This window comes from Kitasatospora sp. NPDC056800 (assembly GCF_042789775.1).
Classification (GTDB): Bacteria; Actinomycetota; Actinomycetes; order Streptomycetales; family Streptomycetaceae; genus Kitasatospora.
This window is the reverse complement of record NZ_JBHUAL010000234.1, coordinates 1-14981: the sequence shown is the minus strand read 5'-3', so window position 1 is coordinate 14981 and position 14981 is coordinate 1. Positions and strand designations below refer to the sequence as shown.

The window sequence follows — 14981 nt, the reverse complement described above, 5'->3', positions numbered from 1 at the left end:
TTCGGTGTCTGTCGCGGGTGGCGGCTGCCGGATCAGAACCAGTGCAGGCAGTGCGGCGTGCGCTCGGCGCGGAACAGGGCGTCGGCGAGGGCGGCCGCGCCGGGGCGGTGGGCCAGGACGTGCCCGGCCCGGACGAGCGCGCTCGGGGCGGTGCCGCCGAGGTAGACCGCGCCCAAGTCCCGGATGTCCAGGGAGAGGTCCGGCTCCCGGTCGGTCGGGACGCACTCGGCCTTCCCGTCCCGGACGGTCAGCAGGTGGCGGTGGTGCTCGCCGAGGAACGGGTCGTCGACGTCCAGGACGAGCTCGCCGTCCGTGAACCAGCCGCGCGAGGTCAGCGCGCGCGGGACGTCCAGCAGCCGTACCCAGAGCCAGTCCGTCTCGCCGCCCGGCTGGACGGCGCGGAAGTCCTCCAGCTGCCAGCGCAGCGGGTGCTCCGCCGGGACGTGCTTGAGCACGACCTGGGCGGCCAGGTCGTGGCCGAGCACGAACCGGGCGAGGTCGGTGTAGCCGGCGTCGTCGACGGCGATGGTCTCGTCGACCGTCAGGGTGTCCCCGTCCATCGAGTAGCTGGCGTACCCGTCCGGCGTTCCGTCGGCGCCGCGGTGGACGGCGACGTGGCGCGCCGTCGGGGCGGTCGGCACCTGGCCCGCGCCCAGCTCCCACCAGCGGCGCGGCCGGGACAGCGCGCCGGGCTGGGCGCGGCGGTAGCGGTCGTAGACCTCCTCGAGGATCCGCCCGCAGTCGGCCCGCTTGAACAGCTCGACCGAGCCGCCCGCCTGAGCCCCGGCCGCCGACCGCGCCGACCGGGGCGCGGCGAAGGCGGCCTGGTGGCGCTGCACCGTCAGCCGCTGGGTGTACGTCGCCGGGCCGTAGCCGAACCGGCCGTAGATCCCGGCCTCGGAGGCCAGCAGCACCGACAGGAACTCTCCCCGGCCCCGCAGCTCGGCGAGCTGGTGCCGCATCATCGCGGTGAGCACGCCCTGGCGCCGGTGGGTGGGCAGGACGCCGACGGCCGTCACCCCGGAGGTCGGGACGACGACCTGCCCGGGCAGGGTGAGTTCGAAGGTGTACGCACCGGCGGTGCCGACGGGCCGCCCGTCCGCCGCCACGGCGAGCAGGTTGCGGTCCATCTCGGTCGCGGCCCACCAGACCCCGCCGCCGTCCGCGCCGGGGGCGTCCGAGAAGCGCCCCAGCGCGGTGTGGAAGGTGGCGACGAACGCGTCGAGGTCCTGGTCGGTCGTGGAACGGATCTCCATGTGGTGCTGCTGCCTCCCCGTGTTGCCGGCGCCACTTCGTTTGGCGCCCCCCGAAGTTCACCGCGGCCGCGCGACCGGGTCAACCGAATTAGGGGGCGTCGGATCAGGGGGCGTCGGAAGTCCCTCCGTGCCGGCGGTCCGGGTGGCCCGCGCCGCGCAGCAGCGAGCCGAGCGAGAGCATCGCGGACAGGCCGAGCAGCACCGTGGACCAGAACCAGAAACGCACCCAGGTGTCGGGGACGGGCAGCAGGACCGCCAGCACCGCCGGATACAGGACCAGCAGCCAAGCCAACCGCCGCTCCGCTCCGGCCTGTTGGCGCAGCCGCCCGGCCGCCCGCTCGCCCTGCCCGGCAGCCCCACCGGTGACCAGCCGCAGCCCCTCGGCGGTGGTCAGCCGACACGTGTGCACCAGCGCCGCGATCATCGTGAGGAGCAGGGCGAGCCCCAGCAACTGGGCCCATTCGGGCACGCTGGGCCGGCCTGACGTGGTGACCACCAGCATCGGCACCGCGAAGAGCAGGGTGCTCGACGCCTCGAAGGCGACGAGCCGGGCGGCGGGGGTACGGGGCGCGGCCACCGGCGTCTCCCAGGACAGGAGTCTCCGGTGGCCGCGGGCGCAGCCGTTCGCCCGGCGGCGGTGCGAACCCGTCATGACCCCGGCTGCGCTTCACCGGCGCCCGCGCGGACGGGCCCGTCGGAGCCGGACCGGTCCGGGGCGACGCGCGGCGCCGTCAGGACGTACTCGTCCGGGTCGATGGCCCGGGTCCGACGGCGGAACCGCCAGGTCGACGCGGGCCAGATGGTGGTGACACGGCCCGTACGGTCCTGGTACCAGCCGGAACAGCCGCCCGCGGCCCAGACCGTGGGGGCCATCCGCTCCTGCAGCTCGGCGTTGTACGCGTGCTGCGCCTCCGCGCGCACGTCCACGGAGCCCAGACCGCGGCTCCGCATCAGCCGCAGGGTGCTGAGGAGGTAGTTGATCTGCGACTCGATCATGTGGATGAGGCTGGTGTGTCCCACGCCCGTGTTGGGTCCCGCCATCAGGAACAGGTTGGGGAATCCCGCGACGGTCGTGCCGAGGTGTGCCTGCGGGCTGCCCTGCCAGACCTCGTCCAGGGACCGTCCGTCACCACCGATGACGTGCTTCGCGTAGGAGGCGTCGGTGACCCGGAATCCGGTTCCGAAGACCAGGACGTCCACCGGATGCGCGGTGCCGGCAGACGCGGTGCCGGCGGACGCGGCCGGAGTGCCTCCGCGCGGGGTGGTGAGGACCGTGTCCGGTCCGATGCTCGCGATCGGGTCGGTGACGACGCGGACGTTGGGTTGCACCAGTGCCGGGTAGTAGTCGTCGGAGAGCAGGACCCGCTTGCAGCCCAGCGCGTAGTCCGGGGTCAGCTTGGACCGCAGGTCGGGGTCCTCGACCTGGCGGTGCAGGTGGGCCAGGGCCTCCCGGCGCCCCAGCTCGGACATGGCGCGGTTGCCGAGCAGGGCCGGCAGCGTCGCCTCCCGTGCCAGGTACTCCCAGCCCCGCGCCAGTCGCTGCGCCGTCGGGGACAGCTGGAACAGGCGGTGCTGCCACGCCGGTACCGGCCGGTCCCGGCGCGGGGCGATCCATGACGGAGTGCGCTGGAAGACGGTCACCTGCCGGGCCGTGCGCTGCAGGTGGGGGACGAACTGGACGGCGCTCGCGCCGGTGCCGATCACGCCCACCCGCTTGGCCGACAGGTCCAGGTCGTGCCGCCACCCGGCGGAGTGGAACGCCTCCCCGGTGAAGCCGGCCAGGCCGGGCAGCGCGGGGACGGCCGGCTCCGAGAGGGGCCCTTGGGCCATCACCAGCAGCCCGGCGCTGAGCGGTCCGGCGCCGGTGTCCAGCTCCCAGCGCAGCCGCTCGGCGTCCCAGGTGGCGCGGCGCAGTTCGCAGCCGAGCCGCAGGTGGGGCGCCAGGCCGTACCGGCCGACGCAGTGCTTCAGGTACCGGTCGATCTCCTCCTGGGGCGCGAAGCGCCTGCTCCAGGCGGGGTTGGGTGCGAACGAGAACGAGTACAGGCGCGAGGGCACGTCACAGGCGCAGCCGGGATAGGCGTTGTCCCGCCAGGTGCCGCCGACCTCGTCGGCCCGCTCCAGGACCAGCAGGTCGCGGTGGCCCTCCCGCAGCAGCCGGATGGCCGTGCCGAGGCCCGCGAATCCCGCGCCGACGATGACGACGGACACGTGTCCGGGTGAGGCGCCGGCCGCTTCGCGCGGGGCCGGGCTCGTGGTGTGCGGGTCGGTCATGGTTCCCCTCCGGCCGAAGACTGTTCGAACTGAATGCTATCGTAGACATAACGATCGTAACTCTCACGATAGATGGAGTGGCGAATGAGGATTCTGGCTCTCGGAGGCCCCGGAGCGATGGGCGCCGTGGCGGTACGCGTGGCCGCCGGACTCACCGGCGTCACCGAGATCGTCGTGGCCGACCGGAACCCGGAGGCGGCCCGGACCCTGGTGCGCCGGCTCGACGAGGGCGGCACGGGTGGCGCGCCGATGCGGGCGCTGACGGTGGACGTCACCGACGGCCGCGCCCTGCACGCCGCCCTGGAGGGCGCGGACGCCGTCCTCAACACCGTCGGCCCGTACTACCGCTTCGGCCTGACCGTGCTGCGGGCCGCGATCGCGACCGGCACCCACTACCTGGACATCTGCGACGACTGGGAGCCGACCCTGCGGATGCTCGGCCTGGACGAGGAGGCCCGGGCCGCCGGGGTCCGTGCGGTGGTGGGCATGGGCGCCAGCCCCGGTGTCAGCAATCTGCTGGCCACACGTGCCGTCCGGCACCTGGACCAGGTCCAGGACCTGTACACCGCCTGGCCCGTCGACGTCTCCGGCAGCGGTGGGGACGACGAGCAGCTCAGCGACCCCGACGGGCGCCCCAGCGCGGCCGCCGTGCACTGGATGGAGCAGATCAGCGGGAAGGTCGCGATGGTCAGCGGCGGACGGCTCGTCCACCGGCGGCCGCTCCAGCCGGTCGCGCTCTCCGTGTCCGCCGGACGCACCGGCACGGCCTACACCGTCGGCCACCCCGAGCCGGTCACCCTGCACCGCAGCTTCCGACCGGCCGGCGAGGCCGCCAACCTCATGGTCGTCACCCCGGGCACGCTCGCCTACCTCGACGTCCTGCGCCGCGACATCGACGCCGGAAGACTCACCAACGAGACCGCGGCGGCCGCACTCGCCAAGCCCACGGTGGGCCGCGCGCTGCGGGCCACCGCGGGTGCCATGACCCGCAAGGGACCCGGGTCACTGCCCCCGTTCTTCGCCGCCGCCACGGGCACCCGCGACGGCCGCCGCGTCACCGTCCTGGCCCGGCTCGCCGACACGCCCGGCGCCTCGGCGCTGATCGACGACATGGCGGAGGCGACCGGCCTGCCCCTGGCACTGGGGCTCGCGCAACTGCTGGACGGCACCGGTGGCCGCCCCGGCGTCCACCCGCCGGAGACGGCCATCGACGCCGACCGCTTCTTCCTCGACCTGGCACGCCACGTGCCCGACCTTCCCGGCGACGACGGCCCCCGCGACGGCGTGGTCATCGACGTGACCCCGACCCCGTGAACCGCGGCCCAGGAGACAGAACATGCCACCAGAGACGGCCACCACACCCCCCACCGACGTCATCGACGTCGCGGGACGCACCGTCCGCTACGCCGCGACGGGCAGCGGCCCCCCGGTGCTCCTGCTGCACGGTCTGGACCGCAGTCTGGCGGACTGGGCACCGCTCCAGGCGGCCCTGCCCGGCCACCGGCTCATCGCGATCGACGTCCCGGGGTTCGGCCGGTCCCAGCCCCTGCCGGACTGCCGGCTCCCCTCGCTGGCCGGGCACGTCGAGCGGGCACTCGACCGACTCGGCCTCACCTCCGCCGTCCACGTGGTCGGCAACTCCCTCGGCGGTGCCATCGCGATGCGGCTCGCCGTCCAGGCCCCCGCGCGCGTGTCCTCGCTGGCACTGCTCAACAGCGCCGGGTTCGGCCGCGAGGTCACCTGGGCGCTGCGGGTCCTCGACCCGCCGCTGCTCTGGCGGCTGCTCCTGCGCCCCACCGAGGGGAACGCACAGTTCGCGGAGCGTTCCCTCTTCCACGATCCGGCCTTCGCGACCCCCGAACGGACAGCCGCCGCACTCGCCCTCGCCCGCCGCGAAGGAGCCGCCCGCACGCTGCGGCAAGTGGCCCGCGAGCTCGGTTCCTGGCGCGGCGTACGTCCCGGCTGGCGGACGGAGCTGCTGACGGAGGTCTCGGCGCTCGACATCCCGACGCTGGTCGTCTGGGGGACCCACGACCGCATCCTCCCCGCCCGCCATCTCGTCAACGCCGCGTCCGCGCTGCCCCGGGCACGTACCCACCTCTTCCCGCGGACCGGTCACCTGCCGCAGATCGAGCGCGCCGAGGAGACGGCCGGCCTGCTCGGCTCGTTCTGGAACGACCTGTGAAGCGCGCCGCGCGAGGGCTCGGCGGCGGGTGCGACGCGCGGGTCCCGGCCCCGGACCGCCCGGTACCCGCCTACCGGTAGGCCACGTGGCCGCCCCGGTCCGGATCGGGGCGGCCATGACGGCCGACCTCGCCCCGCGCCCCCGACGGGCGGCAGGCACTACATTGGAGCGGAGAGGGGCGCCGATCCCGAACGGGGTGGCCGATGCACTCGATCACCGACTGGCTGAGCGGCCTGTCCGGCCCGGTCGTGTGCGTGGTCGTCGCGGCCCTCGTGTTCGCCGAGGACGCCCTCTTCTTCAGCTTCTTCCTCCCCGGCGAGACCGCCGCCGTCCTCGGCGGGTTCCTCGCCCACCAGGGCAGGGCCCCGGTCGGCTGGCTCGTCCTGGCCGTGGTCTGCGCGGCCGTCCTCGGCGACACCGCCGGCTACGAGATCGGCCGCCACCTCGGCCCGAGGATCCTCGACACCCGCCCGATGCGGCGCCACGCGAACCGGGTCGACCAGGCGCAGGAGCTGATCCGCCGGCGCGGGCCGGCCGCCGTCTTCTTCGGCCGGTTCGTCGCCTTCTTCCGCGCCATGGTGCCCACCCTGGCCGGCATGTCCCGGATGCCCTACCGCCGCTTCGTCCTGTTCAACGCCCTCGGCGGGCTCCTCTGGGGCGTCGGGTTCACCCTGCTCGGCTACTTCGCCGGAGCCGCCTACGCCCGGGTCGAGGGCACCGTCGGCCGGGTCCTCGCCCTGGTGATCGGCACGTTCGTCGTCGTCTCCCTCGCCGTCTGGTGGTTCCTGCGCCGACGCGGGTCCGGGGAGGGCGACCGCACGCCGGCCCGGGCCCAACGGGACGGAGAGCGGCGGGCGGAAGAGCGACGGGACAGCGGGCAGCGGGGCGGACGGCCCTGACGCCGCCACCCCCTCACCGGCGCCCGCCGCTGCTTCCGGTCACCAGCGGCCGTGCACCTGCGCCCGGATCCGCCGGTCGTACAGCTCGCGCACGGCGGCCAGGGTGGCCGGCGGGAGCGGCGCCGAGTCGGCGGCCGCCGCGTTGGCCCGGGCCTGCGCCACGTTGCGCGCCCCGGGGATCACCGTCGTCACCCCCGGCTGCTGGGTGACCCAGCGCAGCGCCGCCTGCGCCGAGCTCACCCCCTCGGGCGCGAACCCGGCGAACTCCGCCGCCGCCTCGACGCCCGTCGCGAAGTCCACCCCGGAGAAGGTCTCCCCCTGGTCGAAGGACTCGCCGTGCCGGTTGTACGTGCGGTGGTCGTCCGCCGCGAAGACGGTGTGCTCGTCGTACCGGCCGGACAGCAGCCCCGAGGCCAGCGGCACCCGGGCGAGGATGCCCACCCCGGCCGCCTCGGCGGCGGGCAGCACCTGCTCCAACGGCTTGAGCCGGAACGCGTTCAGGATGATCTGCACGCTCGCGACGTTCGGGCGCGCGATCGCGGTCAGCGCCTCGGCACAGGTCTCCACGCTCACCCCGTACGAGGCGATCCGCTCCTCCGCCACCAGGGTGTCCATGGCGTCGAACACCTCGTCCGAGGAGTAGACCGGCGTCGGCGGGCAGTGCAGCTGCACCAGGTCGAGCCGGTCCACCCCCAGGTTGTCCCGCGAACGGTCGGCCCACGCACGGAAGTTGGCGAGGTTGTAGTGCTCGGGCCGCTGCTCGACCCGGCGGCCGAACTTGGTGGCGACGAACACCCCGGCGTCCGGGCGGTCCTTCAGGAAGCGGCCGATCAGCCGCTCGCTGCGGCCGTCGCCGTAGACATCGGCGGTGTCGAAGAGGGTGACACCGGCCTCCACCGAGGCCTCCAGCACGGCGAGGGCGTCCTCCTCCCGGACATCCCCCCAGTCCGCACCGAGCTGCCAGGTGCCGAGTCCGACGATCGAGACGGGGCGGCCGGTCCGGCCGAGTACGCGCTGTTCCATGGGGGCGAGCCTCTCACGCGGCGACCCCAGCGCACCACGCCGCACAGTGGGCACACCGTCGTACCGCGTCGCACCGCCGACGGCTCCGGACGTCCGGGTGGAAAGCTGGGGACACCGACGTCGGCACCACCTGCGAGGCCCACCCGTGACCGTATCGATCGCCCTGTTCACCCAGGACCTGCGGCTGCACGACAACCCCGTGCTGCACGCCGCCCGCGCCGCGGCCGACCGGGTCGTCCCGCTGTTCGTCCTGGACCCCGCCGTCGAGGGCGCCGGGTTCGCCGCGCCCAACCGGCTGGCCTTCCTGGCCGACTGCCTCGCCGACCTGGACGCCTCGCTGCGCCGGATCGGCTCCCGGCTGGTCGTGCGCCGCGGCGAACCCGCCGAGCAGACGGCCAGGGTCGCCGCCGAGGCCGGTGCCGCCACCGTGCACGTCGCCGCGGGCGTCAGCGCCTTCGCGCACCGGCGGGAGGAACGGTTGCGCGAGGTGTTCGGCGACCGCCTGCACGTCCACGACGCCTCGCTGACGGTCGTCCCGGCGGGCCGGATCACCCCGGCCGGCCGCGACCACTACGCGGTCTTCACCCCGTACCACCGCGCCTGGCAGCAGACGCCCCACCGCACGGTGCTGGGCGCGCCCCGGACGCTCGACACCCCGGACGGCATCGGCGGCGAGCGCCTCCAGCCCACCGGGCCGCTCTCGCCCGCGCTGCCGCCCGGCGGCGAGACGGCGGCCCGGCGGCGGTGGCGGCGCTGGGACGTCGACGCGTACGCGCGGGTGCACGACGACCTCGCCGCCGACGCCACCTCCCGGCTCTCCCCGTACCTGCACTTCGGCTGCCTGTCCGCCACCGAACTCGTCGAGCGCGCCCTGCGGCACGACGGCGAGGGCGCGCAGGCCTTCGTCCGGCAGCTCGCCTGGCGCGACTTCCACCACCAGGTGCTCGCCGCCCGCCCGGACGCCGCCCACCGCGACTACCGGGACAGGGACGACCACTGGCACCGGGACGAGCGCGAGGCCGAGGCCTGGCGGCAGGGCCGCACCGGCTACCCGATCGTCGACGCCGGGATGCGCCAGCTCGCCGAGGAGGGCTGGATGCACAACCGCGCCCGCCTGCTGACGGCAAGCTTCCTCACCAAGTCCCTGTACCTGGACTGGCGGATCGGGGCCGCCCACTTCCTGTCGCTGCTGGTCGACGGGGACGTGGCCGACAACCAGCTCAACTGGCAGTGGGTCGCCGGCACCGGCACCGACACCCGCCCCAACCGGGTGCTCAACCCGCTGCGCCAGGCCGACCGCTACGACCCGGACGGCGCGTACGTCCGCCGCTGGGTCCCCGAGCTCGCCCACCTGCCCGGCCCGGCCGTCCACCGCCCCTGGCTGCACGGCGCCGACTACCCGGCGCCGCTCATCGCCCCGGACGCCCTCACCGAACGGTTCCGCCGGGGGCGGGGCCTGGACTGAGTTTCATAGCCCGGACCGAGCGCGACGGCGGGCGGGCTGAGCCAGGAGGCGGACGGGCGCACGGTACCCCGGTACTACGGCCCCGGCGATGATCGGCCCCGGGTACCACGGATCGCCGCGCCGTCGAACCTAGCGTGGAAGGTACCGGCGGCCGGGACGACCCGGCCCACGAACGTTGAGGGTGAGCGATGATCGAGGCGCACCAGCTGACGAAGCGGTACGGGGAGAAGACCGCCGTCGATCGGCTGGACTTCACGGTCCGGCCGGGTACGGTCACCGGCTTCCTCGGGCCCAACGGGGCGGGAAAGTCCACCACCATGCGGATGATCGTCGGACTGGACGCGCCGACCGGCGGCTCGGTGCGCGTCAACGGCCGCCGCTACGCCGAGCACGCCGCCCCGCTCCAGGAGGTCGGCGCACTGCTGGAGGCCAGGTCGATCCACCCCGGCCGCTCGGCGTTCAACCACCTGATGGCGCAGGCCCACACCCACGGCATCCCGCGCCGCCGCGTCGACGAGGTGATCGAGCTGACCGGCCTGCGGTCGGTGGCGCGGAAGCGGGCCGGGGCGTTCTCGCTCGGCATGGGCCAGCGGCTGGGGATCGCCGCCGCCCTGCTGGGCGACCCGGCGACGGTGATGCTCGACGAGCCGGTCAACGGGCTCGACCCCGAGGGCGTCCTGTGGATCCGCAACCTCCTCACCTCGCTCGCCGCCGAGGGCCGCACCGTCTTCGTCTCCTCCCACCTGATGAGCGAGGTCGCCCTCGTCGCCGACCACCTGATCATCGTCGGACGGGGCCGCCTGCTGGCCGACACCACCGTCCAGGAGCTGGTCCGCGAGGCCGGCGGCGACGCCGTCACGGTGGCCAGCGCCGACCCGGCCCGGCTGCGCACCCTGCTCGCCGGCCCCGGCGTGGAGATCTCCGGCCGCTCCGGCTCCGAGGAACTCCTCGTCACCGGCCGCACCGCCCGCGAGATCGGCCTGACCGCCGCCTCGCACGGCATCGCCCTGTTCGAACTCGCCACCCGCACGGTCTCCCTGGAGCAGGCGTTCATGGACCTGACCCGGGACGCCGTCGAGTACCACGGCGCCACCACCACTGCCACTGTCGAGACCCCGAGGAGCGCGGCATGAGCACCCTCGCACCGAGCCAGACCGCCACGCCCGCCGGCCCCGGGCCCGAGCGCCCCGTCTACAAGGTCACCGCCGCGCGCGTGCTCCGCTCGGAGTGGGCCAAGCTGTGGTCCCTGCGCTCCACCTGGATCACCCTCGGCCTGGCCCTGCTGTTCCTGGTCGCGTTCGGCCTGATCGCCGCCGTCCAGTTCAAGTCCAGGCTCGACTCCGGCCGGCACCTGGACCGGGACTTCTCCGATGCCACCGCCCTGAGCCTGTCCCTGTTCGGCACCAACTTCGCCCAGCTCGCGCTCGGCGTCCTCGGCGTGCTGATCGCCGCCGGCGAGTACTCGACCGGCATGATCCGCTCCACCCTGGCCGCCGTGCCGCGCCGCCTGCCGGTCCTCTGGTCCAAGGCCGCCGTGTACGGGGTGATCGCCCTGCTGCTCGGCACCGTCGGCGTGTTCGTCGCCTTCCTCACCGACAGCGGCATCCTGTCCGGCACCCGCGTGGCGATGGACCTCTCCAGCGCCGGCGCCGTCCGCGGACTGCTCGGCGCGGGCCTCTACCTCGCCCTCGTCGGCGTGATCGGCGTCGCCCTGGGCGCGCTGCTGCGCTCCGTGGCCGGCGGCATCTCCGTCCTGGTGGCCACCCTGATGCTGGTCCCCGGCCTCGTCTCGCTGCTCCCCACCTCCTGGCAGAGCCACATCAGCCCGTACCTGCCCAGCCACGCGGGCGAGGCGATGTTCGCCCTGCACCACGACTCGACCACCCTGTCGCCCGCCGCCGGGCTGGCGGTCTTCCTCCTGTGGACGGTGCTCGCCCTGGCCGGCGCAGCGGTGCGACTCGTGCGCAGCGACGTCTGAGAGACTCCGGTGCGGCACCCGGTCCACCGGGTGCCGCAGCCCCGCCCCTCCCTCGTACGACAGGTGACGACCGTGAGCCACCTCGACAGCCGGGGACCGGTCCCGTCCGCGCCGCCGCCCGCGCCAGACCCGCTCCCCTCCCACCCGGCCTTCGCGCGCCTGGCCCGCCTGGGCCAGCGGGTCCGGCAGGCCGACCGCGCCCACCCGTGGGTCCTGGACACCGCCGTGGTCGTCGTGGTCCTCCTGGCGTTCGGCCTCCCGGACCTCCTCCACGGCGACGCCGACCACGCGCGCGAGCACCGGATCCACTTCACCCGGCTGCCCCTGGCCGCGACCCTCGCCCTCCAGGCCGGCCTCGTCCTGCCCCTGCTCTGGCGCCGGCGGCGCCCGACGGCGGCGTTCGCGGCCATCATGACCGTCTTCGTCGTCCAGTGGTCCACGGGCGCGGCACTGCGGGCCGACGCCGCCCTGCTCGTCGCCCTCTACAGCCTGGCCCTGCACGGGAGCCTGCGGCACCTGGCCTGGGCGTGCGCGGCCATGGCCGCGGCGAGCACCCTGGTCGCCGCGGAGGTGTCCTCCGGGCTGCCCGTCGGCGACGCGCTGTTCTTCCTGTTCAGCGCCGCGACGGCGGCCGTCGCCCTCGGCATCGCGGTGCGGATCCGCCGCGCCCAGCTCGCCGGGCTGCGGGAACGCGCGGCCCGGCTGGAGATCGAGCGCGACCAGCGCAGCCGGCTGGCCGCCGTCACCGAGCGCACCAGGGTCGCCCGGGAGATGCACGACATCATCGGCCACAACCTGTCCGTCATCGTCACCCTCGCCGACGGCGGCGCCTACGCGGCCGAGGCCTCCCCCGAACGCGGACGCGAGGCGCTGCTGCTGATCGGCGACACCAGCCGCCAGGCGCTCGGCGAGCTGCGGCGGATGCTCGGCGTCCTGCGCGACCAGGGCGAGGACGCCGAACTCACCCCGCAGCCGGGCATCGCCGACGTCGACGGGCTGTGCGCCCGCATCCGCGCGGCCGGGCCCCAGGTGGTGTACACGGCCGCCGGGGACCTCGACGCCCTCGACCGCGGGGTCCAGCTGATGGCCTACCGCATCGTCCAGGAGTCGCTCACCAACACCCTGAAGCACGCCGGCCCCGGCACCCGGGCCCACGTCACCCTCACCTCCGGGGACGACCGGCTGCGGGTGCGCGTACGGGACAGCGGCCCGCCCGACGGCCCTCCGCCGTCCGCCCCCGGCCGGCCGCCCCGCGAGGGCCACGGCCTCGCCGGCATACGGGAACGCGCGGCCCTGTACGGCGGCACCGTCACGGCGGGCCCCGGGCCCGGGGCAGGATGGACCGTGGAGGCCGTACTCGACCTCACCCCCGACCCGACAGGCGGCCCCGCGTGACCACCCTCCTCATCGTGGACGACCAGCCCTTGCAGCGGTACGGCTTCCGCATGCTGCTGGAGAGCCAACCCGACACCGAGGTCGTCGGCGAGGCCGCCCACGGCGCCGAGGCCGTCCGGCTCACCGCCGACCTGCGGCCCGACGTCGTCCTCATGGACATCCGCATGCCCGGCATGGACGGCATCGAGGCCACCCGCCGGATCGTCGCCACCGGCGGCCGCTCCCGCGTCCTCGTCCTGACCACCTTCGACCTCGACGAGTACGCCCACTCCGCCCTGCGGGCCGGCGCCAGCGGCTTCCTCCTCAAGGACGCCCGCCCCGAGGAGCTGCTCTCCGGGATCCGCGCCGTCGCGGTCGGCGACGCCGTCGTCGCCCCCGCCATCACCCGGCGCCTCCTCGACGCGTACGCCCACCACCTGCCGACCCGGCCGCCGGGCGCCGCCCCCGTCGAGGACAGCCGGCTGAACGCCCTCACCGACCGCGAGCGCGAGATCCTCGTCGCCGTCGCCCAGGGCTGGAGCAACAACGAGATCGCGAGCCGCCTCGTGCTCGCCGAGTCGACCGTCAAGACCCACGTCAGCCGCGTGATGGCCAAGATCGGCGCCCGCGACCGCGTCCAAGCCGTGATCTTCGCCTACGACCGCGGGCTCACCCGCCCCAACCCGCCCGTCTGACGGCTGCCTACGGCCCCTCAGCCTCGATCGGCGAGGATCCCCGAGAGCACGCGGCGCGTGTCACGGGCGTCAGCGCCGTCCTCGCCCAGGCTGTTGGCGCACGAGACGAGCGTCTTCCACAGCGCCCAGCCGCGTCCGCGCGCCCACGTGGCGTCGTCGACGCCCAGCCGCTTCCGGAACAGGTCGCGGCCGTCGGCCGAGAGCAGGGTCCACGCGATCGCGAGGTCGCAAGCCGGGTCCCCCACGCCACACGTACCGAAGTCGATGACGGCGGCGAGCCGTCCGTCCTCAAGGAGCAGGTTTCCCTTGGCGAGGTCGCCGTGGAACCAGACGTCGGCCCCGTCCCACCGCGCCGCGAGCGCCTGAGCCCACAGCTCGTGTGCCGACGCGACGTCGACGTGGCCGCGCAGCCCGTCCAGCGCACCGAGCGCCTGCGCCTCGTACGTCCGCAGCGTCGCGCCACGGAACCAGTTGTGCTTGCCGGGCTGCGGCCCTTCCGAGGCATCGACGCCCCGCAACGCGGCGACGAAGTCGGCCAGGCCCCCGGCGAAGCCGATCGGATCGACGACCGACTCGAACGTCGCGGGCGTGCCGTCGATCCACCCGTAGACCGACCACGCGAACGGGTAGGCCGCACCAGGACTCCCCTTCGCCAGCGGCACCGGGATCGGCAGCGGGAGAGCCGATGCCAGCTCGGGCAGCCAACGGTGCTCCTTCTCCACGGCCAGGGCGTACTCCTCCGCGCTGGGCAGGCGGAGCACCATGTCCTCGCCCAGGTGGAAGGTCCGGTTGTCCCAGCCGCCGTTCTCCACAGCCGTCACAGGCAGTGCGGCCCACTGCGGGAACTGCTCGGCCACGAGCCGCCCCGCCTGTTCGGCACTGACGGTGACCCGCCGGGGCATCGGCCCGAGATCCGGAACATCGTTCAACAGGTACCCCCTTGGCAGGCTCTGGCGTGAGCGGACGGACGCTCGCTCCACGCGAGTAGAACCCACCCGACACAGGTTCGACAACCCGTCAGGACACCGTCTCCGGTTCGGGCATCACCACCGCCCCGGGACGGCGGTGAGGCGGTTCGGCGGCCACACCTCGGAGTGCTCGGCGAGCGCCACCTTGCCGCACATGTCGATCACCGTGATGGTCGCGCCCGCCCCGGACACAGGACAACCGCCCCGTGTCACCACGGGGCGGTTGTCCACGGAACGGCGGTGTGACGTGGTGATGGCCCCGGCGGGCATCACCACGTCACGTCCTCACCGTCAGGCGAGCTTCTGGCAGAGCAGCGCGTAGGGGCGGGCCGCCCAGAGCTGCCACCAGGGCTGGGTGTAGGCCAGGCCCGCGGCGACCTCGTCGTTGGCGCACTGGCCCTTGGCGAAGCCGTAGGAGAAGTCGCCGCCGGCGGCCGCGGTGGGGCGGTTGTCGCCCTTGTCGAACCAGAGCGTGCGGGTCGATGTCCCCAGCGGGGCCGCGGACTTGGCGCAGAGCGCGCCCATGGTGCGGCCGTTGCGGCTGTAGCCGGTGAGGACGGAGCCGGCCGGGCACTGGGCCTTGGCGTAGCCGGGTGCCCAGTCGGTGGTCACGTAGGTGCCGCCGTGGTCGACGACGTACGCGTGGCCGGCGTCCCAGAGGTCCGGCTTCGTGACGTCCGTGCACAGGCCGTTGTCGCCGCCGTGGCTGAGGCCGATCAGCCGGGTGCCGTCCGGGCAGGAGGCCTTGAGCGCGCGCGGGTCCCAGTCCGGCCGGGTCTTGAGGTAGGCGGAGCGGTTGTCGTCGAACAGGCCGGCGCTGAGCGCGGTCCAGTTCACCAGGGGCACCGGGGACTGTCCGGCGCC

Annotated in this window: 13 protein-coding genes and 1 pseudogene; 8 read left to right on the top strand and 6 right to left on the bottom strand. The window is 74.5% G+C overall.

Features of this window, described 5'->3' with window-relative positions:
- Positions 1-32 precede the first annotated feature (32 nt).
- The 3 genes from ACFRQN_RS35300 to ACFRQN_RS35290 form a co-directional block, all read right to left on the bottom strand.
- Positions 33-1256: a GNAT family N-acetyltransferase gene (locus ACFRQN_RS35300; protein WP_380744573.1), complete on the bottom strand. Its 1224-nt coding sequence runs from the start codon at positions 1254-1256 to the stop codon at positions 33-35.
- Between the two features lie 103 nt (positions 1257-1359).
- The gene (locus ACFRQN_RS35295) at positions 1360-1908 is read right to left on the bottom strand and encodes a hypothetical protein (protein ID WP_380744571.1); all 549 of its coding nucleotides are present in this window, start codon (positions 1906-1908) and stop codon (positions 1360-1362) included.
- Complete coding sequence (locus ACFRQN_RS35290; RefSeq protein ID WP_380744569.1) at positions 1905-3530, bottom strand: flavin-containing monooxygenase; 1626 nt, start codon at positions 3528-3530, stop codon at positions 1905-1907. The genes ACFRQN_RS35295 and ACFRQN_RS35290 overlap by 4 nt, the downstream gene beginning before the upstream one ends.
- Positions 3531-3614: 84 nt before the next feature.
- On the opposite strand from ACFRQN_RS35290, the gene ACFRQN_RS35285 reads away from it, so the two are divergent.
- The 3 genes from ACFRQN_RS35285 (at position 3615) to ACFRQN_RS35275 (ending at position 6614) form a co-directional block, all read left to right on the top strand.
- Entirely contained in the window at positions 3615-4844 is a 1230-nt protein-coding gene (locus tag ACFRQN_RS35285) for a saccharopine dehydrogenase family protein (RefSeq protein ID WP_380744567.1), read from the top strand.
- A 22-nt stretch (positions 4845-4866) separates the two neighbouring features.
- Positions 4867-5715 (top strand): alpha/beta fold hydrolase, encoded by an 849-nt coding sequence (locus tag ACFRQN_RS35280; protein WP_380744565.1) that lies wholly within the window; start codon positions 4867-4869, stop codon positions 5713-5715.
- Between the two features lie 203 nt (positions 5716-5918).
- Entirely contained in the window at positions 5919-6614 is a 696-nt protein-coding gene (locus ACFRQN_RS35275) for a DedA family protein (protein WP_380744562.1), read from the top strand.
- A gap of 39 nt (positions 6615-6653) precedes the next feature.
- Here the strand turns inward: ACFRQN_RS35275 and ACFRQN_RS35270 are convergent, their stop codons facing one another.
- The gene (locus ACFRQN_RS35270) at positions 6654-7637 is read right to left on the bottom strand and encodes an aldo/keto reductase (protein ID WP_380744560.1); all 984 of its coding nucleotides are present in this window, start codon (positions 7635-7637) and stop codon (positions 6654-6656) included.
- 145 nt (positions 7638-7782) lie between these two features.
- Between ACFRQN_RS35270 and ACFRQN_RS35265 the strand changes: the two genes are divergently transcribed.
- The 5 genes from ACFRQN_RS35265 (at position 7783) to ACFRQN_RS35245 (ending at position 13149) form a co-directional block, all read left to right on the top strand.
- Positions 7783-9102, top strand: a complete 1320-nt coding sequence (locus tag ACFRQN_RS35265) for a cryptochrome/photolyase family protein (RefSeq protein WP_380744557.1) — start codon at positions 7783-7785, stop codon at positions 9100-9102.
- A gap of 188 nt (positions 9103-9290) precedes the next feature.
- Positions 9291-10235 (top strand): ABC transporter ATP-binding protein, encoded by a 945-nt coding sequence (locus tag ACFRQN_RS35260; protein ID WP_380744555.1) that lies wholly within the window; start codon positions 9291-9293, stop codon positions 10233-10235.
- Positions 10232-11080: an ABC transporter permease gene (locus ACFRQN_RS35255; RefSeq protein ID WP_117485935.1), complete on the top strand. Its 849-nt coding sequence runs from the start codon at positions 10232-10234 to the stop codon at positions 11078-11080. Before ACFRQN_RS35260 ends, ACFRQN_RS35255 begins: the two co-directional genes overlap by 4 nt.
- Positions 11081-11239: 159 nt before the next feature.
- Positions 11240-12475 carry a sensor histidine kinase gene (locus tag ACFRQN_RS35250; protein ID WP_380744575.1) on the top strand — a complete coding sequence of 412 codons (1236 nt, stop codon included), beginning with the start codon at positions 11240-11242 and terminating at the stop codon, positions 12473-12475.
- Entirely contained in the window at positions 12472-13149 is a 678-nt protein-coding gene (locus ACFRQN_RS35245; protein WP_049649771.1) for a response regulator transcription factor, read from the top strand. The genes ACFRQN_RS35250 and ACFRQN_RS35245 overlap by 4 nt, the downstream gene beginning before the upstream one ends.
- A gap of 17 nt (positions 13150-13166) precedes the next feature.
- On the opposite strand, the gene ACFRQN_RS35240 is transcribed toward ACFRQN_RS35245, so the two are convergent.
- Together ACFRQN_RS35240 and ACFRQN_RS35235 are read right to left on the bottom strand one after the other, a co-directional pair.
- The gene (locus ACFRQN_RS35240) at positions 13167-14078 is read right to left on the bottom strand and encodes an aminoglycoside phosphotransferase family protein (RefSeq protein WP_380744551.1); all 912 of its coding nucleotides are present in this window, start codon (positions 14076-14078) and stop codon (positions 13167-13169) included.
- A 330-nt stretch (positions 14079-14408) separates the two neighbouring features.
- Positions 14409-14981 (bottom strand): annotated as a pseudogene (locus ACFRQN_RS35235) (glycoside hydrolase); the annotation flags it as partial.

Excerpts from the sequence above, each read along its gene's own strand:
- ACFRQN_RS35300 (WP_380744573.1), bottom strand. The coding sequence starts at position 1,256 with ATGGAGATCCGTTCCACGACCGACCAGGACCTCGACGCGTTCGTCGCC.
- ACFRQN_RS35295 (WP_380744571.1), bottom strand. The coding sequence starts at position 1,908 with ATGACGGGTTCGCACCGCCGCCGGGCGAACGGCTGCGCCCGCGGCCAC.
- ACFRQN_RS35290 (WP_380744569.1), bottom strand. The coding sequence starts at position 3,530 with ATGACCGACCCGCACACCACGAGCCCGGCCCCGCGCGAAGCGGCCGGC.
- ACFRQN_RS35285 (WP_380744567.1), top strand. The coding sequence starts at position 3,615 with ATGAGGATTCTGGCTCTCGGAGGCCCCGGAGCGATGGGCGCCGTGGCG.
- ACFRQN_RS35280 (WP_380744565.1), top strand. The coding sequence starts at position 4,867 with ATGCCACCAGAGACGGCCACCACACCCCCCACCGACGTCATCGACGTC.
- ACFRQN_RS35275 (WP_380744562.1), top strand. The coding sequence starts at position 5,919 with ATGCACTCGATCACCGACTGGCTGAGCGGCCTGTCCGGCCCGGTCGTG.
- ACFRQN_RS35270 (WP_380744560.1), bottom strand. The coding sequence starts at position 7,637 with ATGGAACAGCGCGTACTCGGCCGGACCGGCCGCCCCGTCTCGATCGTC.
- ACFRQN_RS35260 (WP_380744555.1), top strand. The coding sequence starts at position 9,291 with ATGATCGAGGCGCACCAGCTGACGAAGCGGTACGGGGAGAAGACCGCC.
- ACFRQN_RS35255 (WP_117485935.1), top strand. The coding sequence starts at position 10,232 with ATGAGCACCCTCGCACCGAGCCAGACCGCCACGCCCGCCGGCCCCGGG.